The sequence below is a fragment of the Polaribacter sp. SA4-10 genome (assembly GCF_002163835.1).
Lineage (GTDB): Bacteria > Bacteroidota > Bacteroidia > Flavobacteriales > Flavobacteriaceae > Polaribacter.
Genome location: NZ_CP019331.1, coordinates 2587424 through 2612669, shown reverse-complemented (window position 1 = coordinate 2612669; position 25246 = coordinate 2587424). Strand labels below are relative to the sequence as shown.

At 29.0% G+C, this 25246-nt stretch carries 20 protein-coding genes; 1 reads left to right on the top strand and 19 read right to left on the bottom strand.

Annotated features, from left to right (window positions below; all coding sequences use genetic code 11):
• Nucleotides 1-99: 99 nt before the first annotated feature.
• The 19 genes from BTO04_RS11445 to BTO04_RS11360 all read right to left on the bottom strand — a co-directional run bounded on the left by BTO04_RS11445 (nucleotide 100) and on the right by BTO04_RS11360 (nucleotide 23594).
• Nucleotides 100-1176: an efflux RND transporter periplasmic adaptor subunit gene (locus BTO04_RS11445; protein ID WP_087564622.1), complete on the bottom strand. Its 1077-nt coding sequence runs from the start codon at nucleotides 1174-1176 to the stop codon at nucleotides 100-102.
• Between the two features lie 106 nt (nucleotides 1177-1282).
• Entirely contained in the window at nucleotides 1283-2587 is a 1305-nt protein-coding gene (locus BTO04_RS11440) for a TolC family protein (RefSeq protein WP_087564621.1), read from the bottom strand.
• 114 nt (nucleotides 2588-2701) lie between these two features.
• The gene (locus BTO04_RS11435; RefSeq protein WP_087564620.1) at nucleotides 2702-3154 is read right to left on the bottom strand and encodes a DUF4405 domain-containing protein; all 453 of its coding nucleotides are present in this window, start codon (nucleotides 3152-3154) and stop codon (nucleotides 2702-2704) included.
• 9 nt (nucleotides 3155-3163) lie between these two features.
• Complete coding sequence (locus tag BTO04_RS11430; RefSeq protein WP_087564619.1) at nucleotides 3164-4102, bottom strand: hypothetical protein; 939 nt, start codon at nucleotides 4100-4102, stop codon at nucleotides 3164-3166.
• A 61-nt stretch (nucleotides 4103-4163) separates the two neighbouring features.
• Nucleotides 4164-4844: a DUF6799 domain-containing protein gene (locus tag BTO04_RS11425; protein ID WP_087564618.1), complete on the bottom strand. Its 681-nt coding sequence runs from the start codon at nucleotides 4842-4844 to the stop codon at nucleotides 4164-4166.
• Nucleotides 4845-5278: 434 nt separating this feature from the next.
• The gene (locus tag BTO04_RS11420; RefSeq protein ID WP_087564617.1) at nucleotides 5279-6880 is read right to left on the bottom strand and encodes a T9SS type A sorting domain-containing protein; all 1602 of its coding nucleotides are present in this window, start codon (nucleotides 6878-6880) and stop codon (nucleotides 5279-5281) included.
• A 122-nt stretch (nucleotides 6881-7002) separates the two neighbouring features.
• The gene (gene trxA / locus BTO04_RS11415) at nucleotides 7003-7299 is read right to left on the bottom strand and encodes a thioredoxin (RefSeq protein ID WP_198342059.1); all 297 of its coding nucleotides are present in this window, start codon (nucleotides 7297-7299) and stop codon (nucleotides 7003-7005) included.
• A 9-nt stretch (nucleotides 7300-7308) separates the two neighbouring features.
• Nucleotides 7309-8310 (bottom strand): DUF3365 domain-containing protein, encoded by a 1002-nt coding sequence (locus BTO04_RS11410; protein WP_087564615.1) that lies wholly within the window; start codon nucleotides 8308-8310, stop codon nucleotides 7309-7311.
• Nucleotides 8311-8362: 52 nt separating this feature from the next.
• Nucleotides 8363-8995 carry a Crp/Fnr family transcriptional regulator gene (locus BTO04_RS11405; protein WP_087564614.1) on the bottom strand — a complete coding sequence of 211 codons (633 nt, stop codon included), beginning with the start codon at nucleotides 8993-8995 and terminating at the stop codon, nucleotides 8363-8365.
• 147 nt (nucleotides 8996-9142) lie between these two features.
• Complete coding sequence (locus BTO04_RS15650) at nucleotides 9143-9274, bottom strand: hypothetical protein (RefSeq protein ID WP_302849194.1); 132 nt, start codon at nucleotides 9272-9274, stop codon at nucleotides 9143-9145.
• A gap of 67 nt (nucleotides 9275-9341) precedes the next feature.
• Complete coding sequence (locus BTO04_RS11400; RefSeq protein WP_087564613.1) at nucleotides 9342-10661, bottom strand: TolC family protein; 1320 nt, start codon at nucleotides 10659-10661, stop codon at nucleotides 9342-9344.
• Nucleotides 10651-13848 carry an efflux RND transporter permease subunit gene (locus BTO04_RS11395; RefSeq protein WP_087564612.1) on the bottom strand — a complete coding sequence of 1066 codons (3198 nt, stop codon included), beginning with the start codon at nucleotides 13846-13848 and terminating at the stop codon, nucleotides 10651-10653. The genes BTO04_RS11400 and BTO04_RS11395 overlap by 11 nt, the downstream gene beginning before the upstream one ends.
• A 3-nt stretch (nucleotides 13849-13851) precedes the next feature.
• The gene (locus BTO04_RS11390; RefSeq protein ID WP_087564611.1) at nucleotides 13852-14967 is read right to left on the bottom strand and encodes an efflux RND transporter periplasmic adaptor subunit; all 1116 of its coding nucleotides are present in this window, start codon (nucleotides 14965-14967) and stop codon (nucleotides 13852-13854) included.
• Between the two features lie 6 nt (nucleotides 14968-14973).
• Nucleotides 14974-15441 carry a MarR family winged helix-turn-helix transcriptional regulator gene (locus tag BTO04_RS11385; protein ID WP_232455896.1) on the bottom strand — a complete coding sequence of 156 codons (468 nt, stop codon included), beginning with the start codon at nucleotides 15439-15441 and terminating at the stop codon, nucleotides 14974-14976.
• Between the two features lie 65 nt (nucleotides 15442-15506).
• Entirely contained in the window at nucleotides 15507-17705 is a 2199-nt protein-coding gene (locus BTO04_RS11380; protein WP_087564610.1) for a PepSY domain-containing protein, read from the bottom strand.
• 9 nt (nucleotides 17706-17714) lie between these two features.
• Nucleotides 17715-18206: a DUF2271 domain-containing protein gene (locus tag BTO04_RS11375; RefSeq protein ID WP_087564609.1), complete on the bottom strand. Its 492-nt coding sequence runs from the start codon at nucleotides 18204-18206 to the stop codon at nucleotides 17715-17717.
• 11 nt (nucleotides 18207-18217) lie between these two features.
• The gene (locus BTO04_RS11370; RefSeq protein ID WP_087564608.1) at nucleotides 18218-19720 is read right to left on the bottom strand and encodes an ankyrin repeat domain-containing protein; all 1503 of its coding nucleotides are present in this window, start codon (nucleotides 19718-19720) and stop codon (nucleotides 18218-18220) included.
• A gap of 81 nt (nucleotides 19721-19801) precedes the next feature.
• Complete coding sequence (locus BTO04_RS11365; RefSeq protein ID WP_087564607.1) at nucleotides 19802-21157, bottom strand: hypothetical protein; 1356 nt, start codon at nucleotides 21155-21157, stop codon at nucleotides 19802-19804.
• A 13-nt stretch (nucleotides 21158-21170) separates the two neighbouring features.
• Nucleotides 21171-23594 (bottom strand): TonB-dependent receptor, encoded by a 2424-nt coding sequence (locus BTO04_RS11360; RefSeq protein WP_232455895.1) that lies wholly within the window; start codon nucleotides 23592-23594, stop codon nucleotides 21171-21173.
• Nucleotides 23595-23694: 100 nt separating this feature from the next.
• On the opposite strand from BTO04_RS11360, the gene BTO04_RS11355 reads away from it, so the two are divergent.
• Nucleotides 23695-24678 (top strand): AraC family transcriptional regulator, encoded by a 984-nt coding sequence (locus tag BTO04_RS11355; protein WP_087564606.1) that lies wholly within the window; start codon nucleotides 23695-23697, stop codon nucleotides 24676-24678.
• Nucleotides 24679-25246 lie beyond the last annotated feature (568 nt).

Sequence of the window (25246 nt, the reverse complement as noted above, 5' to 3'; positions counted from 1 at the left end):
ATTAATTCAGCAAATAAAAAAGGATTTACACTGCTATCCTTAACGCGAAAATTCTAACTACTATTTTTAATTTAGACTTGTAACTTTAAAAGCTACTACTTACTGAATACTTATTTTTGCTCCGTTAAATAATTTTCCTTCCGCAGAAATTATGTAAGATTCATCAGAATTTAAACCCGATAAAACCTCAACTTTATTTCCATAAGTTCTACCTAATCTCAACCAACGCAACAAAGCTTTATTACTTTCACTTGTTGTGTAAACACCAGATAATTGCCCATTTGTAACAATTGCTTCTTTAGGAATTAAAACCAATGCTGATTTTACTTTTCTCTCTACTGGAAATTGAACTGTTGAAAACATTCCAGATAAAATATTTACATCCGTTTTTTCTAAATCTATTTTTACTAAATATTGTCCTCCCGTATTTTTAGCAGAAGTACTTACTTCGCTCACTTTTCCTAAAATATTTTTGTCAATCGATTTTACTAACACATTAACTATTGTTCCTTTTTTAATTTGTGAAATTTCAGTTTCTGGCACCATTGCCATCACTTCAAACTCTTTTGGCGTTTCCAAACTAATTAAAGGCATTCCAGGATTTGCCATATCTCCATTTTCTACATTCTTACTTGTAATTACACCACTAAAAGGCGCTGTAATATTAGAATATGCAAATTGGGCATTAATTTCATTTTTCATTTGATTTGCAGATTCTAAACCCGCTTTTGCCGTTTCATAATTAGCAGTCATGTCATCCATTTCTTTTTGAGTAACACTAGTGCTTGCAAATAAATTTTTAAAACGATTGTAATTTTTTTCAGCATTATTAAACGTAGCTTTAGCTTTTGCAATTCCTGCATTTACCTGTCCTTTTTTAGCTTGTAAATCGGTATTATTTATAGAAACTAATAATTGACCTTTTTTAACTTTATCACCAACATTTACATGAACTTTCTCCACATAACCCATCATTCTAGTACTTAAATCAGCACTATTTGTTGCTTGTATCTTACCACTTACAGGCAAAAACTGACTGTTATTATTTAATTCAACTTTGTTAACTTTAACATTAATTACTGGCGAATTATCTACTACTTTCTTGTCTTCACTACCACAACTAGTAATAAATAATGATGTAGAAATTAACGTAATGATGTAAATATATTTTTTCATTTGATTTGTTTTATTCTTTTTTTTTGACTGAATACTGTTACTGCTTACTGTTACTGAATATTGTTACTGCCTACTGCTTACTGAATACTGTTACTGCCGACTGTTTTCATTCTTTGGTTAAAAATTCTAAATAAGTTTGCGTGAAATTGTATTCAAATACGGTTTGATAATACTCTAATTGCTTTTGTGCATATTTTGTTTCTGCCATTAACAAATCAGACGTTTTTTCTAGACCTTCTTTAAATCTGTTTTTACGGATCCTTAAAGATTCTTTAGATTGTTGCACTGCTAAATCTGTTAAGTTTAACCTGTTTTTTGCATCTAATAATTGACGCTTCACTTTGTTAAACTCTAGATTACTTTTAGAAACATATTCATTATACGCTAACTTAGACTTCTCAAATTCAGCTTTACTTTTTTGCGCTTTTCCAAAACGTTTAGAACCTTTAAATAAATCCCAACTTAATTGTGCGCCAATTAAATATCCATTTGCATCACCCTGAAACACTTTGTTATCATACATTTCATAACTCCCAAAAGCATTTAAACGTGGTAAAAAAGCCATTTTATCAGCTTTATTCATTGCTTTATAAGCTTCAGATGCTAATTGCATTGCTTTAATATCAGATCTGCTTTCAGAAATAATCTTGTTATCAACATTAAAATTAGAAACCGTTAAACTGTCTGTTGGTCTGTAAACCACATAATTTTTATCATTCATTAAAAATGATACGTAATTAGACGCATTTTGCACGTTACTTTTTGCAGTTTGTAACTGATTTTTAACCTCTGTAACTCGTACTTCAACATTTAAAACATCTGCACGTTGTAAAAAACCTTGATTAAAACGATTGTCTGCTATTTTTTTGTGCTCATTTGCTGCTGTTAAAGCGCTCTCTAAAACAGCTACACCTTTATAAGCTAACTGCAATTGCATGTATGATTTTTCAACTTCAAAAGACATATAATCTACCGTTCTTTCTGTTTTTAAAGTCATTGCATTCATTTTAGATTTTGCTGCTTTTCTTTGATAAAAGCCATCTAAATTAATAAGCGGTTGCTGAATTTCTATCTTAGTTGCAAAGTTTCTAGTGGTACTTGGATCATTCAATAATGCAGGATTAAAATCGTTTTGTGTTAAAATTTCCTGATTCAATTTAGACCCAAAAGCCATTAATGGATTTGTTGTAGAAATACCTGTATGACTTGCTGTAATGTTAGGTAAAAACACTGCGTTTGTTTGGTTAAAATCTCCTTTTGCAGCCAAAACATCTTGTTGAGACATTTTAATTGTGTTGTTATTTTCTTTTACTTTAGAAATAACGTCACTTTTAGATACCAATACTACTTCTTGTGCTTGTAAAAAGAAAGAAAGTAATATTAATGGTATCACTAATAATTTATTTTTCATCATTATATGCTATTAATTTGATACAAAATTAAGGCGCGAAAAAGCGCTGGACTGTAACAATTGTTACTAACAAAGAGAAATGCACGTTAGCTTAAATAGGTGGTGAAATGATTATTAATACTTTAAAGCTAAATCATATTGGCTATCAAAACTATCGTAAACAAGTACCTGTCTTCCATTTCCTTTTTTAATTGGTTCAACTTTTGGTTCAATAAAGAATGGCGTTATTATGAGCGCTAAACAAAAAAATAAAAAAAGTAAGGCTCCTATTTTTTTGGTTAAAGATTTCTTGATGAGTTTTTTATAAACATTTTTAATACTTTTCCAATGCAAAAAAATATGTACAGATAATAATGCAATTAAAACAAGCCCTAAAATAAAATGAATTTGACCCCATTCATGCCTATCCATTCCTAAAAAATAGAGTTCTACATTACTACCATATTTTACCCAACGTTCTTGCCCAGAAATTAATATATATTTGATAAGTAAACCTGTTCCAAGAATAAAAGACATACAGATTGCCATAGTTGCATTAATTGAAAAATTTAAAACAACCTTTTTCATTTTAATTATTTAAAATTGATAACTCATACTAAATACCCAGTAAAAAGTACTTTCTAAATCCTCTTCAACAACCACATCATCTACTACTAAAGTTGCCTCATTTTGTGGTAGTACTAAAGCAGGTAAAAATGAAAATGTAAATGAATCATATACATACCACATTGGCAGACTAAATTCTATTGCCATAAGATTAAAGTCTTCGCTTTCTTGTATTCCTACCTCCGTAATTATTTGAGTGCTACCTCCACTTCCTTGGCCAGAACCTTGCCCTGAACGTCCACTTCCATAACGGTTATTTATATAATATTCTTCATAAAAATTTTGAGTCCCAAAATTAACTCCTGCTGTTGGAGAAATCTGAAATTTTTGATTATCTGAAACAAAATCGTGACTAATTTCTGTTGACAAAAAGTAATCTGAACTATCATTTTTATTAAAATAAGTATTCGCAGTTACTCCTAAATTAACAACATTAAAATCGTATTTTAAACTTGCTGTTAAATCTGATGCTACTTCTGAAATAACATTATTACTATCATCATTAAAAAAGTACTTTGTAAATGAAATATCTCCATCAAGTTTTTTAATGCTAAAGTCATAACCTGCGCTAATTAAAAACAAATCTATTCTAGCTTCATTAGATGCTGTTAAATATGATAAAGAACCACTTGCATAAAAACCATACTTATTGTGATATAGAATTGAAGGATACAAATAAGGCGTTGCAATAGAATCTTTTCTTCCCATAAAAACAGCATCATTTATAAAACTTACATTCACAGAAACATACGATACCTCTTTATTTGTCATAAAAACAGCATCATTTATAAAATTTGCATTCGCAGAAGTATAAGATGCATCTTTATTTGGCATAATTTGTCCAATTGCTTCTTCACTGAAGAAAGCAATTAATAGGATTAGTATTGTATTTAGTTTTAACTTTTTCATGACATAATTTTAATAGGTTTAAAAAGGGTTTATAGTATTATAAACCCTTTTTCTTACTGATTTATGACTTTCCCTTTTTACTTGTTGTACTTTTAATACTCGCTTTTTTTTGAACTTTCTTTTTCAATAAGTTCTTTTTTGCATTTATGTTTTTTTGCATTGTCATTTTTCTATGTGCATATGTATTTCTGTACATTTTACCATCTAAATTTAAACACTCACCATCCTTTAAATGCAACTGTTTTCTTTCTCTTGTTAAAAGTGCACCATCCGGACCTAATTGAGAACCATCACTTAATTTTAATTGTTGTTGTAATTTTTTTTGTTCTTGATTTCTAATTTGTACAATAGCACCATCAACTAACATATAATGAACTCTATTCTGGTTTCTTTCTTGAATTTGATTCTGATTAAGTCCTTTATTTTCTTGTTGTACTTTATATCTATATTGATATTCATTACGATATTTAACTCCATCCATATCTAAACATTCGCCATCTTTTAAACGAAGTCTTACTTGGTCTCGAGTTACATATTTCCCATTTGGGCTTACTACTGTTCCGTCATTCAATGTTAATTTATCTTTTAGTCTAATTTGATCTCTATCTCTAATCTGTAAGACATCACCATCAACTAACATTAACCGTACTTGGTCTTGATCTCTAACTTGGTCTTTGTCTTGTGCATTCATAACTGCTATTCCTAGAATAGCAAAAGTTATCAGTAAAATTATTTTTTTCATGAATTTGGTATTTATTTTTAATTATTAATACGAGGTCTAATTTAAGCACAGAAATGGAACAATAAAATGACGTAAGTCAATCCGGTAAACATTAAAATATATATTTTTAACTCATGCAAAACTGGAAAATACTTTTGTTTATAATCTTTTAAATTCACAATAAATTTGATAGATAAAAACATGAAAGTCAGTAACTTTAGTTGCAAAACAAAAAGAGAAAGTTTTAGAATAGGTATCTAAATTATTTAATTCTGAGAACACTATATGGATTTTATCTTTTACTAATATAGGTAGCTGAGATTGCACATTTAAATACATAAAAAACAATACACTTATCAAGACAATATTTGCATTTTTTCTATTTAAATAACTATAAAATAGATTAATAACTCTTCTTAGTAAAGGAATATGGAATGTGTATTACATCAAAACAATTATAGTTTGATTAATTTTTTCTTTATACTATTAGCGCTGTTTTTGAACTTTAAAATATACGCTCCTGAAACCATATTTGATAGATCTAAAGAGAATTTTTTTAGTCCGATAGTGTTTTTAATTTTTACACTTTTAACTTTTTTACCCAAAATATTATATATATCAAGTGTGCTTTTTTCTGTATTTGGAATAAATATTTCAATAAAAAAAACATCACTTGAAGGGTTTGGATAAACTTTTAGGTTATAAATATTCTTTGTATTCAATTCTACTTCATCAAAACCTAAAGATGTTTTATTAATAAACACTTTAAAAGCCAGGTTACTTGCACTACTCTGAGTACCATCATTTATAAAGAAAATATTCTCTTGTGTACTTTCTATTCCGCCGAAAATATAACCAACTAACACTTTACCTTGTTGTAAGTTGTTAAGATCTAAAATTTCTTCTGTAAGATAATTGGAAGTAGTATATAACGGAATAAATTCTGCGCCAGAACCTAAAAAAGCAGGCATTTCTATTTCTAAACTACTTTCCATCATTGAACCATCACTAAATCGAGATACTTTACTAATCGTTTTTACAAAGGGTATGTTATCATCTTGAATAAGGTTCTCATTTTCATCTAATTTATATTGACTCATTCCACCAAAAAATAAAGTGTGCATAATATTACTGTTAGTATCATAAATTGGAATATTAGCACTGTGATACTGGCTTAGGTATTGGTTAAATGAATTGTTAACTGTATAACCACTAGAAAGAATATCTACAGTATTTAACCAAGGTATATTTTCTGTATGTTGAAAAACACCGCTAAACATTGTAAAACCTTTTGTTCCATCTGTAAAAACCTGTGCCGCCAAGTTATAATCTCTTCTATGTAAATTATCTATGTCTTTTTGAGCTGAATAGTTTATGATTGAAAGAGCTGTTCCATTATCATTAATTTGAAAAGTTCTAATTTCATCTGTATATTTTTGAATAAAACCTGTTTCCATAGGATTATATCTCCCTTCAAAATAGTGCCCACCACATAAATAGAACACATCATCTAGCACTCCTAATTGCCCACCAGTAACTGCAAGATTCGTATTTGTTATTTGTCTAAAAAAGGAAGTAATTGGTTGACTATTTATAACTGCTGTAGCCAAACCATCTATATCTATAGCTGTTAATTTATTATGAGTAATATGATCATTTTGTATAGCACTAAATCCATAACCCCCAATTATATATAAGGTGTTACCTCTTTGGTAAAACTCTTGATTTGTTGATTGTAATTGCTCAAATATAGTAGCTTGTAAAACACTTATTGATGCACTCCACGTTTGATTAGCTTCTGGGTCTATGACAAAAACATTTTTGTTATTATCACTTTCTTGAAAAGCCGAAAAAGGTTGCCTTTGATGTAATCCATCTATTCTTCCACCTAAGATAACCCATTTCCCATCACTAGTTTTTCCCCAGGAAAAAGAGTGAATACTTGGTGCATTTGTAATAATTAAGGGCTCTATTTGAACATTAAACTGATCTTGAGACAGACTTACATTTGTTATTAAAAAAGATACGAGAATTGAAAAAATTATTTTAACCTTCATAATAATACTATTTTAACCAAAGCTATTTTAATTCGAGTTTTCATGAAATGACATGTGTCATTGTAAATAAAAAAGCACCCAAAATTTGGGTGCTTTAATTCTATTTTAAAAAGCACTAAAAATCAACCATGTTTTTTTATAATAGAAACTATTTCTTGTTTTTGTAATACGCCAGATTGTCTCCAAACTTGTTTTCCACTTTTAAAAAGCATTAACGTTGGAACTCCTCTTACTTGGTATTTTGCTGCTAAAGATTGATTCTTATCTACATCTATTTTAATAATTGAAACACCCCCTTCTAAACTGTCTTTAACCTCTTTTAAAATAGGACTCATCATTTTACATGGCCCACACCATTCTGCAAAAAAGTCTACTAAAACAGGTTTATCTTGATTAATTATTTCTGAAAATTTACTCATGATTTAATGTTATTTTTTGAAAGAAACACGCCAAATTCCTCTAACTTGATTAATATCATATCCAACAGCTTTATCGTTTGGATACAATGTATTTATTGCTGCCAATGTAGTTGGTTTAATTTGAGATATTGGTTTACCATGACATTGTAAACACCTACTATTTGTTTTTATAGGATAGTAAACAGTTACAGAATTCCGTAAATCTTCAACTATTGGTGCTGGTTCTTTGTTGTTAAGAATCTCATTCTTATAAACAGCTATATATTCTTTTTCTTTTGTTGAAGCTAAGTTTTTAAGATTACGTGGTTTATCTGAAACTCTATTTATTTTTGCATTGTGAACAACAGACATACTATCTGTTAAAGGAAATGCTTTTTCATTACAAAAATTTAAGGCTTTTAGGGTTCCTTCTTTTTGAATTTTTTCCAATAAATTTTTCCCTAAAACAGCCTTTGTACTCAACGCATATTTTACACCCTGTTCTCCAAAAGATAAGTCTTCTAAATTCATATTAGCTTGTTGCTGCTGCATTCCTCTTCCCTTTCCCATTCCATTACCATTATGCATTCCATTTCCTTTTCCTCTTTCTTCATTATAATGCTTTTCAAACCATTCTGGTTCTTCTATATCATTATCAAACAAGTAATCTGAAATTTGTTTTATTGTTTCTTCTGGGAAAGCCTGTTTTGGCATGATACCAAATTTTCTTACAGCACCATACATTTTTACGTTCTCTTGAGTTGGATTTTCAATCCAATTCTGCATCGAGTTAATAAATTGTTCTTTTGTAGTATTTTTAGATACATAATGTTTCTTAACCGCAATCATTGGTGGCGCCAATCTTTGGTTTTGGGTTGCTGTTGGACTATGACATACATAACAATTATTTTCTAAAAGTTTTTTTCCTGGATGTATTTCTTGAACGTCCTTTTTTGAAGAATAGGATGGTTTTTTTGAATCTTGACAACTCGCTAAAAATACAATAGCAATTATTAATGTAAGATATTTCATCTTTTTTTATTACAAAAATAATGATCTATAAACCTAATATCAGTAACATTTGTTACAGTTCTAATACTTTAATACTATTTCTAAAAAGCTTTATTTTCCCTTCATTTTCTAGCTTCTTAAGCAGTCTAGACACTACAACTCTAGAAGTATGTAAGTCTTCAGAAATATTTTTATGTGTTGCATGTATCACATCATCATGAGTAACCATCGCTTTGTCTTTTAAATATTTAAACAGACGTTCATCCATTTTTAAAAAAGCAATTGTATCTACAGCTTTAAGAAGTTCATCCATTCTGTTATGGTACGTTTGTAAAATGTAAGCTTGCCAAGTTTTGTATTTCCCTAACCATTCTGCCATTTTTTCTTTTGGCACCATAATTAACTCTATATCTGTTTCTGCAACTGCTCTAATTTCACTTTTTGTTTGTCCCATACAACAAGAAAGTGTCATTGCACAAGTGTCTCCTTTTTCTAAATAATATAAAACAAGCTCATCTCCATGTTCATCCTCTCTTAGAATTTTAATTGCACCCTTAATAAGTAATGGCATCGATTTTATATAATCTCCAATCCCAATAATTTCATCATATGTAGAGAATTCTTTATAAACACCTATTTCTTTAATTTCTTGGATTAATGCATCTTCAAATAAATACCCAAAACTGATATCAAGTTTACTAGTCATAACAAAATTATTTTTATAAAAATAAGACTATAAATTTAAATGAATAAACTCATATTAAATTAATTGAATATGAGTTTATTTATTTGAAGAATGTATCTTGTTTTAGAACCTAAATTTATACCTCGAATTTATCCTAATAAAGTTTATTTATTTAGCTTTTTTATCGTTTTTCATTAATAGAAAAACAGCAACAACTAAGCCAACTACAACTAAAGCAAAAATGCCTATCATAATTGTGCCATTTACCCATGAAACAAGTGGCAAGTTTAAAAAAATCATTTTTTTTCTAATTTGAGATACAAAACTAAAAATTAAGTGATTTTTAATATATGATATATATCAGCTTTTAAAAATTGAAATTTAAGATATCTCCACTTAGTTGTAAAAGTTGTAGTTCTATTAATTTTGAATCAAATTTTGCATTATTAAAAGCTGTTTTAGAATTAATTAAATTAATCTGAGCTTGTCTAAATTCTATAGAAGTAATCTGCCCTAGTTTATAACGCTCTGTACTTCTATCAAAATTATTCTGAGTAGTTAAAACGTTGGTTTCTTGTGTTTTTAGGATAAATAATTGATTCTGATAATTCTCCCAAGTATTCTTTAAATTGTTCTCAATACTTAGTTTTTGTTGTTTCAACAAGATTTGTTGATTATCTAAGGCAATTTTTGAGTTAGCGACTCTTGTTTTTGTGCTTCCGCCATCAAACAAATTCCAAGATAAACTTAAACCAGTATTTAATCCGTTTGAAGTTGATCCGGCTAAAAAAGAGGTTGCTGGGTTTTCACTTTTGTTCCACCCATAAGAAGTGTTTAAACCTAAAGAAGGCATGTAATTTGCTTTATTTATCTTAATGTTAAACTCACTAATAGCAACGTTTTTTTCGTTTTGTTTTAAAAGTGAATTGTTCCCTAAAGTCTTTTGCTGTAAATCATCAAAATTCATCATTTTAAGGAAGTCTACTTTTGTTTCAACAACATAATTCACTTCTTTTTCTATACCTAAAATAACATTTAAACCACGTTTAGCATTACTTAATTGTTGATTGGCGTTAATTAAAGTGATACGATCATTATTTACATCTACTTCTGCATTTAACAATTCTAACTTTGTAGATTGCCCATATTCATATTGATACTTTGCGCGCTGTAACCTTTGTTTAGAGATTGATAAAGCTTCATTTAAGTTGGCTTTATTTTCTGACAATCTTGCAATTTGAAAGTAAGTTGTAAACAACTGCAAGTAAGTGTTTTCTATAGTTTCTCTTGCTTGTAATTCCGTTAAATTATAGGTTTCTTTTAATTGCTGATAATTATATTTTCTACCTAATCCATCAAAAATCGTATAATTTAAGTTTAAAGATGCGTTATAAGATTTAGTTACAGCTCCATCAATACTAGTAGATGTTCCCTCTTGACGATTAATGGTTTGATTGTCTCTTCTATAATTTGCTCCAGAAGAAATAGCTGCGGTTGGCAAAAAACCCGTATTATAAATACTTGCATTGTTTTTTGCAACTTCTAAGTTATTATTAGCAATTTTAATTCCAAAGTTGTTTTCCAGCGTAATTTTTAATGCTTCTTTCTTCGTAAGAATATTCTGAGAAAACCCCTGTAAAGTCGATAAAAAAACGACGATTATTATTTTAATTTTATTAAATTTCATCTTCATCAAATTTAGATTCGATAATAGCTCTTTCTACTTCCTCTTTAGTAATTTCATTTCCAGTTATTAACCATTTAACACGCACTTTTAAGGTGTTAGAAACCGCCAATAATAACGGCAACATTACCAACGTTAATACAGTAGCAATAGCAATACCATAAGCAATTGAAATAGCCATAGGTATCAAAAACTGTGCTTGCCTACTTTTTTCAAAAATTAAAGGTGCTAAACCAGCCACTGTAGTCAAAGAAGTTAAGAAAATAGCTCTAAAACGAGATTGACCTGCTCTTACTAAAGCATCGTCAAATTTCATTCCTTCTTTTAAATAGTTGTTAAACTTCCCTATAAGAACCAAGCCATCATTTACCATAATTCCTATCAAGGCAATAATTCCTAAAAAGGATAAAATTCCAATAGCAAAATTGTGAAAATAGTGCCCCCAAATAACACCAATCATACTAAAAGGTATCATAATAATAAGTAAAATTGGCTGACTGTATGAACGGAATGTAAAAGCAATTACAATGTAAATTAAAAGTAAAACAATTGGACCAACAAGACTTAAAGAATCTGTAGTTTTTTTGGCTTCTCTATTTTGTCCTTCATATAAAGGTGTTACTGTTGGATATTTTGACAGAATTTCTGGCATAATATTCGTTTTGATATTATCTAAAATTTCTGTTTCACTTGCACTTAAATCTTTTAAATCTGCCGTAATTTGAATTTCTCTTTTTCCTTCTAAATGGTTTATTGCAATATCTCCTCTTTCTATAACGTAGTTTGCAATTTCAGAAAACGGTATCCTTATTCCTGTTGGCGTTATAATACGCATATCATCTAAATTTTTAATAGAAGATCTGTCTTTCTTGTCATAACGAACCCAAATTTTTATTTCATCTTGACCCCGCTGAAAACGTTGTGCTTGAAAACCAAAAAACCCACTACGAACTTGTGCCATTACTGATTGAAGATTTAGACCTAACAAATATGCATTGTCTTTTAAAGTAATTTTAACTTCCTTTATTCCTGCAGGATCATTATCTGTGACATCTTTTAACAAGGGGTTGTTCTCTAACTCTTCCTTTAGTTCCTCTTTTACAGCTTTTAATTCTTTAATGTTGTTTCCTAGTAAAGAAACTGCAACCGGACTCCCTCCAAAGTTTCCACCAGAACCAAAAATTAAACTCTCAACACCATATATTTTGCCTACTTTTTGCTGAATAGCATTTGTGATTTCTGGCGATGAAAAATCTCTAGTTTCACCCGGTAAAAGATTAACACTTAATGTTGCATTTGCGCTACCTGGACCAACTCTTTTAATTACATTTTCTACAACGGGTACATTACCAGTTTGCTTTTCTGAGTATTCTTTATTAACCAACCAAACTTTCTCTTCAATAAAGGAAATTAAAGAATCTGTAATTCTTTCATTAGTTCCTTGTGGCATATTAAGAGTGATTTGTACTCTATCACTTGCAATTCTTGGAAAGAAAGAGCTCTTAACGACACCGCCACTTAAAGCAGAAAAGCTTATTAAAAGTGAAGCTACAAAAACACAAAAAATAAAAAATTTATTCTTTAAAGAAAACTTTAAAAACGGCACATAATATGCATCTCTAAATTTCCCTAAAAGAGTATCTGCCTTTTTGTTTATCTTCTTAAAAAATGCATCAATTTTATTTGTTTTTTTCTCTTCTCCGTTTTCTAATTTTTTTCTATCCAAGGCTTTAGAATGGGCAATATGCGCCGGTAGAATTATCAATGCTTCAATTAAAGAAACACTTAAAGTAAGCAGAACAATTGTAGAGACTTCACCAAAGAAACTTCCTATTCTACCATCAACAAAAAAGAAGGTAGAAAACGCAATTATTGTCGTTAAAATAGCTGAAACTATTGGAGGAATTACTTCCATTGTTCCATCTATAGCTGCTTTAATTTTAGATTTTCCTAAATCGTAATAATGGTGATAAATATTTTCTCCGATTACAATTCCGTCATCAACCAAAATACCAATCACAATGATCATTCCAAATAAGGACAAAACATTAATTGTAACCCCTAGTTGTGCGGCAAAAATAAACATCCCTAAAAAAGATATTGGCAAACCAAAAGCAACCCAAAATGCCAAGCGTAAGTTTAAAAATAATGCCAAGAAAAAGAGCACTAAAAGTATTCCTGAAATTGCATTTTTAGTTAACAACCAAGTTCTATCATTTAAAGTTGTACTTCTATCGCTTGTAACATTTAACTGAACATTTTGCTGTACTTGATTGTATTTATAAATGTACTCTTTAATTTTATCTGCTGATGAAATTAAGTCTTCGTTATTGGTATTACTAACAGTAATGTCTATTGCTAAATTTCCATTATAATATAATCTATCTGGGTTCTCAGACCAAGTATCTCTTAAGTCTGCTATATCTTTTAAACGAATAATATTTCCATTAATTTCAGTTCTTACAATAAGATTTTGTAGTTCAATTCCATAGTAAGAACGATTACTCGCACGGATTAGATAATCCTCATCTGCCGTTTTTATGTTTCCTCCTGTAATTAAAATATTAGAATTTCTAACAGCATTTGCTACTTCTGCTATTGATAAGTTATAGGCTCTTAAATCGTTTTCACGAACGGCAATTTCAATTTCTTCATCTGGATATCCAGAAATTGCAACTTGAGAAATACCTTCAATGCCACGGATATCATTTTCTACATTTCTTGCATATTGTTTTAAGGCTTTTAAAGAAACATTTTCTCCACTTACGGTAAAACTAATTGTTGGACGATTATTTTCAACTTTGGCAATTACAGGTGGCTCCATGCCTGAAGGAAAAGAAGGAACTCTATCTACTGCATTTTTCACATCAGATAAAACAACATCTATATTTTTCCCTTTTTCTACTTCAACATTTACACTTGCCGAATTTTCTCTAGACACAGAAGTTACTCTTTCTACCCCGACAATTCCTTTTAAATTATCTTCAATTTTAAGCACAACACCTTCTTCCATTTCTGCAGGAGATGCTCCTGGATAGGCCAAAGAAATTCTAATTAATTGCGAATCTACCAAAGGGAAAAAGGACGATTTCATGCTAATTGCCCCTAAAATACCGAAAACAAAAAAGGCAAGTATTATTACATTTACAGCTACAGGATATTTTATAAAGTAAGTAATGATTTTTTTCATAGGTTACTTCTTTTTATTAATTTTCACAATCATTCCATCAAAAGCACCTGGTAAAGTTTGCGTTAATATTTTATCGTTATTTTTCAGTCCTTTAATAACTACATTTTCTGCTCCAAAATAAACTGTTTCTATGTTTACTAAACTTAAAACACTATCATTTTTTACAGTATAAACGGTATGATTATCTACTAACAATTTTCTTGAAATTTTTATAGCTTCACTTTCAGATTTTGCTACCATATTTACTTCTAAAAACATTCCTTCTTTTAAATCTTTATGGGCAACATCTATATATGCTTTTATGGTTTGCGATACCTGATCTACTTTACCATTTATACGAACAACTTTTCCTGTATATGTTTTTGTTTTTTCTGAATTAGAAAGTGATACAGAGTTCCCAACTTTTAATAAATCTGCAAATTCGGAATTGATAGCAACTTCCATTTCATAAACACTTGGGTCTATAAATTCTCCTAATTTTTGTCCTACTCTTACTAACGTTCCTGGACTAACTAAAGCTTCTGTTAAAGCTCCTGAAAAAGGGGCTTTAATTTGATGCTTAGCAAAACGTACTTCTAAATTTTTAACATTATAATACGCAGACACAACACCTCTACCAGAAATAAAATATTTTTCTTTATCCGATGAAAATCCAGGAAGTTTAGGAGTTGTTTTATTCATATCAAAACCTTTTAAAAAACCTTCCCATTTACTAAATTGATTTGGATAATCTAAACGTAAATCGGGTAAAATAGCCGCAACTAAATTGTATAAATTACTTTTTTGTGCTTGCAAACTGGCGTAAAACTCATCACTACTTATACTTAGTAAAGTTTCTCCTTTATTAAAATTTGTTCCAGCTTTAAATGCTTTTCTTGATGGCTTTAAAACCCCTTGAACTTCAGAAAATAATTCAATTTTATTTTTTGCAATAAGACTTCCGCTTGCAGATAAAATAATAGGAATATTTTTATTCTCTATATTTTCTACAAAAACCGTTTTTATTTGCTTATTAAACTTTGGTTTTGGTTTTTGATTTTTGTCAACTAAATATTTTCCTAAAAATATTGCTCCAACAACAGTTAAAACTCCAAAAATAGCGAGTATTGTTTTTCTCATAATAGTTTAAAATGATTTTACTTTAGTATTAAGATTAGTTTGTATTTTTTTTAATGTATTTATAATTTGGGCTTTCTCTTTTTTAGAAACACTCAACTCCATTTCTGTTATTACACCTTTAACAACAGGTTTACTTTTTAAGAATGTTTCTTTTCCTAATGGTGCTAAAAACACATTTTTTGCACGTTTATCTTTTTTACATTGTCTTCTTAAAATGTAATTTTTACTTTCCATTTTAGATAGCAGCCTTGTTAAAGAGGATTTGTTTCTTAGCGTTAAGAAAGCAAGTTCATTCTGATTTAAACCATCATTGTCAATCAATTTTTTTAAAACCACCATTTGTTCTTTAGTTAAATCTAAATTATTAGATTTAAAAGATTCATTTAAAACATAGTCTAAAACTTTAACCGTTCTTCCTAACCAAGGTCCAATTGAGCTTTCAAAATCTATATGTGTGTCTTCTTTATTCACCATGCGAATTTAACTAAAAACTTTAATTAGTTGCACGTGCAACTAATTAAAGTTTTCTTAAAAAAACATTAATAACAGTCTGTTAAAATTTGTCCTTTATTTTTGAAAGTTTCAAAAACGGGTAGATTATTTCTAAAGCAAATTTTTTCTAGAAGCTCAAAAACACCATTACGCATAGTTATAGATCCGCATAACATAATAGTTCCTCCAGTTGAAAGTGTTTTTACTATATTTTTTTCATCTCTTGTAATAATGTCTTGAACATAGTTATAAGGACTTTCTTCTTTTGAAAAAGCCACATCATAGGTTTGTAGTGTCTTTTTTTGTAGCGCTTCTAAAATTTGAGCTTTGTATAATTCTTCCGAAATTTTAGTTCGAGTTCCCCAGTACAAAGTTTTAGGAGTGTTCTTTTTTTGATGAATCATGCCTAAAAATGGGGCAATTCCTGTTCCGTTGGCTATTAAAATAACCTGTTTGCTTTTTTTAGGAAGATAAAATTGTTTGTTTTTTTGAATGGTTCCTTTTAGTTCTTGATTAGGTTTTAAGCCATTTAGAAAATTAGAGCAAATACCTAGAGAATGTTTTTTTATACTCAATAATAAATCTCCATTACTGTTTTTACCAATAGAATATAAACGTTCTGAAGTTTCATTTAGAGGCGTAATTCTTAGCAAATCTCCAGGTACAAATTTTATTCTTTTTTTTGATGCCAAGGTTAGTTTAAATGTTTCAGCATATTCATCAATAACATTTTGTTTTTCAACTACTTTAAAAATCGTCTCTTTTGGTTTTATAAAAGACAATTCCTTTGGAATTTCTAAATTTAAATTTAAGCTAGCATTCCATTCTAAAACCCAATTTCTAAACGCATTATAATTCTGGTTATGAATTAATAACGGATTTTCTTGAGGAACAGTAATCTGATTATTTAAAACAACTTGTCTTTGAACGCTTTTAGCAAATTCACAAAATTTTGAATACGAAAAAGATCCTAACCCAATTACATTACAAGTAAAGGGTTTTATAATTTTGATTTGCTGGAGTTTGGTTAAAAATAAATTTGCATTGCTTGGTGGCTCTCCATCCCCGTAAGTAGAAGTAATAATAACTAATTGTTCAATTGCAGGATAACTTTTGTAGTTGTTTAAATCATCTAAAAACACTTTTTTACCTGCTTTTAATAAAGACTGCTGCAAAGTTTTTCCTAATCTTTTTGTACCTCCATTTTCTGACCCTATTAGAATTACAAAATTAGCTTGGTTAGCGTTGTATTTATTTTTTGTTTTAGAACGCATACGTTTAAACGCAATTATACTTCCAGAATACATAAAGTATAAAACTGAAAGCGAACTAATAAATAATACTAAAGACCAAATTATACTTCCTGATCCTGTGTGCAAATTAAAACTTAATACACTTAATATTTTTGTAACAGGATAATATGTTGTTTTTACAATTTCTCCTGTTTTTTGATGAATTTCTAGTTCTCGATCTTGTAAGCTTAAAATAAAAAAATCTTCTTCATCTGTAGAAAAAGGAAATTCTATTTTTTTTACTTCTTTTAAAGTTATCGTTTTAAAAATAGGGAATTTAGAAAAAGTAATATTTAGTTTAGAAACCGATTCTTGTTGCGTAACTATAGCTTTAGTTTTTGGTAATAACGAAAACCGTTCCATTGACAAATACGTTCCTGATAACGCCAAAATAATAATAGGAATTAATAACAATCTTCCTAAAGCAACGTGGTTATATTGTATTGATTTATCGTTTATAATTTTTGAGAAAAATTTTAAAAAACCTCCTTGTCTTTTAATCGCTAATAATAAACCTGTAATGGCTATTAAAAATAATAAAAAACAGCTAAAGCCAACAAAAACCCTTCCTGGAGTTTTTAAAAATAAGGAACGATGAAAATTTGTTAAAAACTCAAACAAAACACCTTTTCTTGGAATATCGGCTATTTTATCTCCATTAAAAGGATTAATGTAAAATTGCCCGTCAATAGCTTCTTCTAAACTAAAAAGACTTGCCTTTACAAAATAATTCTTATCTACTTCAATATCTAAAACCTCGTTATACTTGTTTTTTAAAGTATCTATTAATTGCGCCACAGAAACATCTTCAGCGTTTTCAATATAGTGAGGCTGTAATTTTTCTTGAATAGGTTCAAAAGCCAAAAAAGACCCAGTAATTGAAGCTAAAAGTAGAAATAAGAAAGAAGATACAGTCAAGTAAAAATGACTGTATCTCCATATTTTGTTAAGCATATTTTTTAATTAGTTTGGTATAATTCTAACGTAACGAATATATCCTGTGCCTTCAAATTTGTTTTTTAAGTTTTCACTTTCTAACAAAATTTCTAAATCTTTTTCAAAATAATCTTGATGTTCTACAGCCGTTTCAAATCTTAATTTATTACCTGCTTTTAAATAAGATTCATCTAACTGAAAAGTAAAAATAGCACGTTCTCCTCCAGCAATAGTTGCTCCTGAAATAGCATCTACTTGGGTATCTTTTGCGGTTTCAAAAAAAGACCACCATGTTGGTATATCTGGATACCACTTTTCATCATCGCCTAAAATATGTAGCGTTTTTACATAATTATTGTCTTTATCAACTATAGATGCCACAACATAAGCGCCTTCTCCTTCATAGTTTTTTAACTGAACCATACATTTGTATTTCGATGTAAGTTCTATGTTTTTTAGGGTTGTAAAAGCCATAAATGACAAACAAAATATTCCAAGAACGAATTTATAAAGTTTCATATAAATATAATTTAAGATTGTTTTAAAAATGTAATATCACTATTGCTTAGCAGTTCGTTTTCTTTAGCTAAATCAAATGCACTTTCGTTAAAATCGGTAAGTATTTTTTTATCTGCTCCTTTGCTTATTAAAAGTTGTAACAATTTTACATCTTTAGCTTTCATTGCCGCTAAATGTAATGGTGTTAATCCATCGTTATTTTTTTGATTAATATCTGCGCCCAACTCTAAAGCTTTTTTTATTATTTTATTTTCGCCTTTAGCAATAGCAATGTGTAGTAAATTTTCGTTTTTTGAAGCATTTTTAAATGAAACTTTTGCAGTTGCTAAAGCCTTTTCAAAAGCAGTAAATGTTTTGCTATTTCTTCTACTAAAAGCATTAAATAAATGATAATATAAGTTGTTTCCTTCAGCATCAACCGTATACACATTTGCTCCATTTTGTTTTAAAAAATTAAAAGCCTCTATATTCATTCTTTGTGTTGCATAAATTATAGCAGAAAAACCTTCTTTATTTTGTTGATTGATGTTTTTAGATAATGGTGCTAATTTTTCTAAAACTAAAAAATTATTTCCTTTTGCAGCATTTAAAAAAGGAGTATTTCCTTCTTTATTTTGTTGATGAATGTTAACTCCTTTTTTTATAAAAAAGTCAACAATATTAACATCTTTAGTATTTAATGCAATATTATGTAATGCATTTTCAGAGTTGTTACTTGTTAAAATCATATTCAATCCTAAAGAATCAAAATATTGGTAAACCTTAAGCGGGTTACTACTTCGTCTTCCTCCATGACTTGCAAAAAGCACGATATTTTCTCCATCAGCATTCACTTTTTTATAGTCAAAACCTTTAGCGATGTATTTTTTTATTAAATCGATATTTCCACCTTTGGCAGCGTAAAACAAAAGATTGTTTTCTTTTTTATCTGTTGCTTTAATATCTAATCCTTTTTTCTGAAAATACTCAATAACTTTTCCGTCATTACTATGTGGTGCTATTAATAAAATAGCATTTGCTCCTGCTCGGTTGGTTTCTTTTAAATCTACACCATTTGCAATCATTAAATCGTAAATATCTGTATTTTTATGACCTGCATTTACCGTAAACGTAAACCAATTAAAACCATGGCTACCCGCTACTTTTGTATCAGCACCTTTACTTAATAATAGTTTCATGGTTTCTATATTGCCAGCGTAACCTGCCCACATTAAATAACTTCTACCATCATGAGTCGATTTATTAATATTGTTACCTGGTAAAGACAATAAATACTCAATTGTTGCTAAAGGAGCATTTGCCATAATAGCATAACAAAGAGCATCAAAAGCCTCTTGATTTGGTTTTACAGGATCATTACCTTCTTTAATTTTTTGCTTTACGATTGCAACATCTGGTTGCGTTTTCCAAAAATCTCTGTTATGAAATTCGTTGGTGTTTTGCTGTCCTTGTCCTCTTTGTGAGAAAACAAAAATTGGAACTATTAACAATAGTAAAATGATTAATTTTTTCATTATATTTTTTATTAAGAGAACTCCTTTCTTATTAAATTTAGAAAGGAGTTTTAATATGTATTTATTTTTAGTGCTCTAAATTTACCATGCCCCAATAAAGTGACTTCCAGTAGTGTTAACTAATTTTGCACCTTTAGTAACTGTGCTAGTTTCAGTATCTACAACATAAATATTTCCATTTTTACCTACAGGTGCTTGGGTTAAATATATTTCATTTCCATCAACTGCAAAACCTTGATACTGGAATAAGTAAAAATCTGGATCGTAGGGAATTTCCTCAATTTTTACAGCTGTTTTAGCATCTAGATCTACTAAAGCAAAAAAACCTTGAGCGCCTGCTAAACCATCTGCAGAACCTTCATGACGATAAGCCAACACTGCTTTTCCGTTTGCAGCTGGTCTCCAAGCAAGCACATAAGCACCAGTTACACCCAAAGCATCGTCTAAATTAAAATCATAAGAATTATCATATTCATTATTTGCTCCAATTTTTAAGATATGAGAACCTTCTGGATCGCTTTGATTTGCTTGGTAAACACTTCCATTATATTCAAAAGCATTAATACTTCGGTATCCGTTAGTATTACCATGACCAACAGTTGATGTAATTACTGTTGGATTTAATAAAGAAGGATAATCTAAAACAATGGTTTTAGAGCCTAAAATCTCATATCCACTATCCCTTTCAACGGTACTTGGATTTACTTTACTTAAACGACCACCAATATATAATTTATCTCCGGCAGCATTTAAAGTTGGCATATCAATTCTAGAAAAATAATAACCTTCTTCTTCTTCTTCTGGACTTAAACGTACAACATGTTCTTGAAATTTATTAATAGAAGAATTTTCTAAATCTAAAGTAACTACGCCTATTGTGGCTTTTGTGTATGTATAAACATCATCTGTTGCATCATCTGGTGTTCCATTATCATTTACTTGATGCTCTGTAGACACATATACTGCAGATCCGGTTTTATCTCCATCAAATAATTTTATCCATCTTGGAGCATTACCAACATAAGGAGCAATACTTACCTCAGAACCTATAGGTGTAAATTTTTGTCCTCCTGCTACAGAATATTTAGTATAATTACCACCAGTATCTCCGGCATAACTAATATTAAAAATTGTATTTCCATCTTCTGAAGCCTGTAGTCTAGCAGTTCTATTAGAAGGCGCTATAAACCCGTTTTCAAAAGGATTAATAGAAATTGTAGGGTCTTTGGCATCTTCACTAGATACAGAATAAATTAATGTTCCTCCATTTCCATCTCCTGGGTTGTCTCCCATTTTGGCTCCAGCTATTGTAATCCATCTTGTTACTTCTGGTTCTGGATTAACTGGGTCTTCATTAACATCATTACTACATGCTGTAAATATCCCAAATGATATTATTAGGGCTAGTGCTCTGTGGTTTAAAGATATTTGTTTCATTTTATTTTAATATTTAGTTAAATTTATTGATTGTGTAATTTAATTTTATGTAAAAAGCTCTTCCTGGTTTTTGTACAGATAAATTGTCAAATACAGGTTTATCGAATATGTTTTTAATATCGAAACTAGCAACTAGTTTCTTGTTTGGAAATGAATAACTAAGACCAAAATCTTGAGCTAGTTGTTGAGGTATTTTAAAAAAATCATTACCAACTGTATTGGATCCTTGAGGTACTAGGTAAGAAAACTCATCTGTAAAATACATAGAGTAGAAAATGTTTAATCTAGATTCTTTTTGAATTAAATTTTTAAAAGAGTATCGTAAACTACCGTTCATTGTATAAAAAGGTGTGTTTGGTACATCTATTTCTACATTATTATTTATAATTTTTAAATCGAAACGAGATATATTAAAATTTAAACCAAAATTTCTGTTATAAGTATAACTTAATTGTGCATCTATACCTTTAGAAGTACCGCTTCCTTGATTTACGTATACTATTAATTCATCATCAACATTAAAAGAGGTTTCTAGAGGTAAGCCAATTCTATCTTTAATATTTCGAGTAAAAACATTTGTAGAAATAGAAAAATCATGATTTTTTATATTGAAGGTTCCAAATCTAAAACCTAAATTATAGTTTTTACTTTGTTCTGGATTTATAGTTGGGTTTGCTACAACATTATCTCCATCATTACCAAAAACTTCTGTTTCATCTGGTAAACGCACTGCTTTTTCTGCAGAAGCTAATAAAGTAACTACTGGTGTAATTGCATAAGAAGCTGCAAAACCATAGCCATCTTGGTCTATATTGATACTTACAACTTCGTCTACAATACTTTTAACTCCGTTAGCGTCCGTTTTTATTTCTGGATCTATACTTTTAGTTTTTTGTTGATAATGTTTTCCAAATACGCTTGTTCTTAATCTATTTTCAAAAGCTGTAAACTCATAGGTTAAAGAGTATATGTTTTTGTAAATATTTCGAGTACCTTTAAAAGTATTTTCTAATACAGAAACTAAAACATCACTATCTTCTCTATCTACACCACTATAAACATGATTTGCTAAAATTTTATGCTGCTTATTAACAGCATAAGAAAGTCCTGTTCTTATAGATGCTACATTTCTTTTAATTTTTGCTAACGTTGGGCCTCCTTCTTGTTGGGAACCCCAAGTATAATCGTATTCATCACCTTTATAATCTATAGCTCTTTCTCCAGTCCAACTATAAGCTGCTGCAAGGGTATCATTTACAGCTCGGTTTCTTTTACCATATAAACCGTTTATATTAACATCTAGTCCATTAGTAAAAAGGTTTTTCTTTTTATATATTATATTTGCTAATAAGGCATCTGATTTTAAAAACCTGCCTTTGTAGGGTGTTATGGTCATAAAAGCACCATGTTGTACTTCTTTATAATCTTTAGAAGCATTTAAGCCAATTAAAAATTGATTTGCCCACTTTACATCTGTGTAACCAGTTTGAAATAATACTCCTGTAGATTTGTAGGCATCATTAAATCTTTTGGCTGTAATTGGTTTTTGTACACCTCCTAAACCAGTATCTACAACACTTCTTCCAGATACTTTATAATCATTATCAGAATAATTATGAAAAACAGCTGATTTTATAGTAAATCCGGATTTTTTTAATCGATACAAACCATTAACATTTGCTTGCGTGGTATTAAATGACCCGAAAGAAATAGATGCATTTAAGTTTGTTTTATCATCATTATTAAGCACAATGTTAATTGCGCCTCCCAAAGCATCATCAGACAAATGACCAGGAACAACACCTTTATAAATTTCAATGTTCTTAATCATTGATGGAGGAATGCTGTTTAAATTATAAGAAGATCCATACATAGAAATAGGAATACCGTCTATAAAAATTCTTACAGCATTGCCAGATAAACCATTTAAACTGTAATTAACATCGGAACCCAAACCACCATTTTGACGAATTTTTACACCAACTGTTGTGTTTAATAATTCGTTAGTTTGTATGTTTCTAAGACTTACATCTTTTGTTTTAATAACATTTACTGCAAAGCCTTGTGTTTCTTTTTTAGTTTTTTCTGTTTTAGTTTTAATACTTACTCCCTTTAAACCCTCAACACTTTCCGTTAATGTAAAATTTAAGGTTAGCTTTTTATTGCTTGTATTTTCTAAACTTATTTCTCTAGATCTTGAAATAAAACCCAAATATGATACTTTAACTAAATAGTTTCCATTTGGAATAAATTTAAGAATATATCTACCATCTTCTCCTGTAATTGTAGTTCGTAAATTGTTACCAAGAACTACCGAAGCTCCAAATAATGGATTTCCAAAGTTATCAACTACATTTCCTGAAACTGTATGTTGACTCTCTTGAGAATATGTTGATAGCGCTATAACAAACGTTAAAAAAAATAATTTAATATCCACTTATTTAGATTTAATAAAAATAACTACATTTGCAAAAATACGTTGTTTAGAATAAGTCTTAATAACGTTAAAGGAAATTATAATAACGTAAAAGGAATAAATGATAATTCGATTTAAAAGTTCAAAATTAGAAAGTGAAGAAATCGTTCGGAGCTTTAATAAAGATTTTGAAAAATCTCATTTATCTGAAGAAGAATTTACCAATTTTAAAAAAGGAGTAATTGGCTCGGTTAAGGAAATACATCTAAACAATGCCTACATGTTTTTTCAAGATTTTGACAATGAAACAAATGAAAATCATACATTAGAAATAGTTAATGATCAACCTGTTTTTTTGCTTCAATTTGTTATTAGTGGAAATGTTTCTTTTTCTATTAAAGATGAAGCTAGTACGTTGTATACATTAAACCAAAACAAGTATAACTTATTTTATATTCCAGCTTCAAAATGTATATACAAGTACATAAATCATAAAAAAAAGGTTTTAAATATTTTTTTTACGGAAACTTATTTAATAAAAAAAATGGGAGCTTGTTTTGTAATAAATTCAAAAAAATACAAGCAATCAAAAAAAGAAAATCAGATTTATTCCTTTTTTAATAATGGTCTAATAATAAATAGTCAACTTTTAATTATTGTAAATGAATTTCTTAATTGCACTTTTAATGGTATTACAAAGCAATCTTATTTAGAATCTAAATTAACAGAGTTGGTTTTAATAGCATTGGCAACTAATAATTTAAATCTTGTAACTAATAAAATTAGAGAAGAAGATCGAGAAAATCTAATAAAAACAGAACAGTATATTCAAGCTAATTTAAAAGAAGAATTAAGTATAGACAAATTATCTATTATGGCTGGTTTTAATACCTCTAAATTTAAAAGTGGTTTTAAAGAAATTTATGGCCTACCAGTATTTAAATATATTACTTCTTTAAGAATTGAAAAAGCAATTCAACTAATTTCTAATCAAAATTACACCATTGCGCAAGCCTCATATGAGGTAGGTTATAAAAATCCTCAACATTTTACAGTTGCTTTTAAAAAGAAAATGGGCTTTTTACCTAGCCAATTAATTAAATAACAAAAACTTGATAAAATATAATTGAAAAAAATGTTATATAATAATTGTGTTTTCTATTTTTATAAGTAAATATCATTCTGTATGTAAAACTCTTCCTTTAAAGTTAATTACAAAACTTTTTTAATAAAAGGTAATACAAGTATAATTTGTTGCTTTTAAGAAACAATTCCCAAAAGAAATAAACAAAAAAGTAAAATTATAAATTTAGAATCTCTTTTTTAAGAAAATATAAAATAATGCTCTACAGCTTTTAAAGCAACGAAAATTCAGCATTTCATATTTTTTACGCATCTTTATATCATTAAATAAAGAATAAAGATGTCTTCTAATTTTAGAATTTCTCGTGCATTTAAAAACGCAAAAAGAATTTGTTTTAATGCAGATCCTAAGTTCGTTTTTTATCGTTTCTCATAGAGGTAACAATGGTTTTTAGATCATTTTACTAGAAATAGAAACCTATTTAAACATGCTTTAGAACATTGTTTTAAAAATTATTTCACGTATATTGAATTAGATGATGGGGATGAACTTTAGGGAAACAGAAGTATTAGCAGAATATTTATTTGTG

Bases quoted from the DNA above. Each gene is read 5' to 3' on its own strand.
- BTO04_RS11400 (WP_087564613.1), bottom strand. From the start codon at position 10,661: ATGAAATTTAATAAAATTAAAATAATAATCGTCGTTTTTTTATCGACT.
- BTO04_RS11375 (WP_087564609.1), bottom strand. From the start codon at position 18,206: ATGAAACTTTATAAATTCGTTCTTGGAATATTTTGTTTGTCATTTATG.
- BTO04_RS11405 (WP_087564614.1), bottom strand. From the start codon at position 8,995: ATGACTAGTAAACTTGATATCAGTTTTGGGTATTTATTTGAAGATGCA.
- BTO04_RS11365 (WP_087564607.1), bottom strand. From the start codon at position 21,157: ATGAAACAAATATCTTTAAACCACAGAGCACTAGCCCTAATAATATCA.
- BTO04_RS11380 (WP_087564610.1), bottom strand. From the start codon at position 17,705: ATGCTTAACAAAATATGGAGATACAGTCATTTTTACTTGACTGTATCT.
- BTO04_RS11410 (WP_087564615.1), bottom strand. From the start codon at position 8,310: ATGAAATATCTTACATTAATAATTGCTATTGTATTTTTAGCGAGTTGT.
- BTO04_RS11425 (WP_087564618.1), bottom strand. From the start codon at position 4,844: ATGAAAAAAATAATTTTACTGATAACTTTTGCTATTCTAGGAATAGCA.
- BTO04_RS15650 (WP_302849194.1), bottom strand. From the start codon at position 9,274: ATGATTTTTTTAAACTTGCCACTTGTTTCATGGGTAAATGGCACAATT.
- BTO04_RS11435 (WP_087564620.1), bottom strand. From the start codon at position 3,154: ATGAAAAAGGTTGTTTTAAATTTTTCAATTAATGCAACTATGGCAATC.
- BTO04_RS11420 (WP_087564617.1), bottom strand. From the start codon at position 6,880: ATGAAGGTTAAAATAATTTTTTCAATTCTCGTATCTTTTTTAATAACA.
- trxA (WP_198342059.1), bottom strand. From the start codon at position 7,299: ATGAGTAAATTTTCAGAAATAATTAATCAAGATAAACCTGTTTTAGTA.
- BTO04_RS11370 (WP_087564608.1), bottom strand. From the start codon at position 19,720: ATGAAAAAATTAATCATTTTACTATTGTTAATAGTTCCAATTTTTGTT.
- BTO04_RS11440 (WP_087564621.1), bottom strand. From the start codon at position 2,587: ATGAAAAATAAATTATTAGTGATACCATTAATATTACTTTCTTTCTTT.
- BTO04_RS11395 (WP_087564612.1), bottom strand. From the start codon at position 13,848: ATGAAAAAAATCATTACTTACTTTATAAAATATCCTGTAGCTGTAAAT.
- BTO04_RS11390 (WP_087564611.1), bottom strand. From the start codon at position 14,967: ATGAGAAAAACAATACTCGCTATTTTTGGAGTTTTAACTGTTGTTGGA.
- BTO04_RS11430 (WP_087564619.1), bottom strand. From the start codon at position 4,102: ATGAAAAAGTTAAAACTAAATACAATACTAATCCTATTAATTGCTTTC.
- BTO04_RS11355 (WP_087564606.1), top strand. From the start codon at position 23,695: ATGATAATTCGATTTAAAAGTTCAAAATTAGAAAGTGAAGAAATCGTT.
- BTO04_RS11445 (WP_087564622.1), bottom strand. From the start codon at position 1,176: ATGAAAAAATATATTTACATCATTACGTTAATTTCTACATCATTATTT.
- BTO04_RS11385 (WP_232455896.1), bottom strand. From the start codon at position 15,441: ATGGTGAATAAAGAAGACACACATATAGATTTTGAAAGCTCAATTGGA.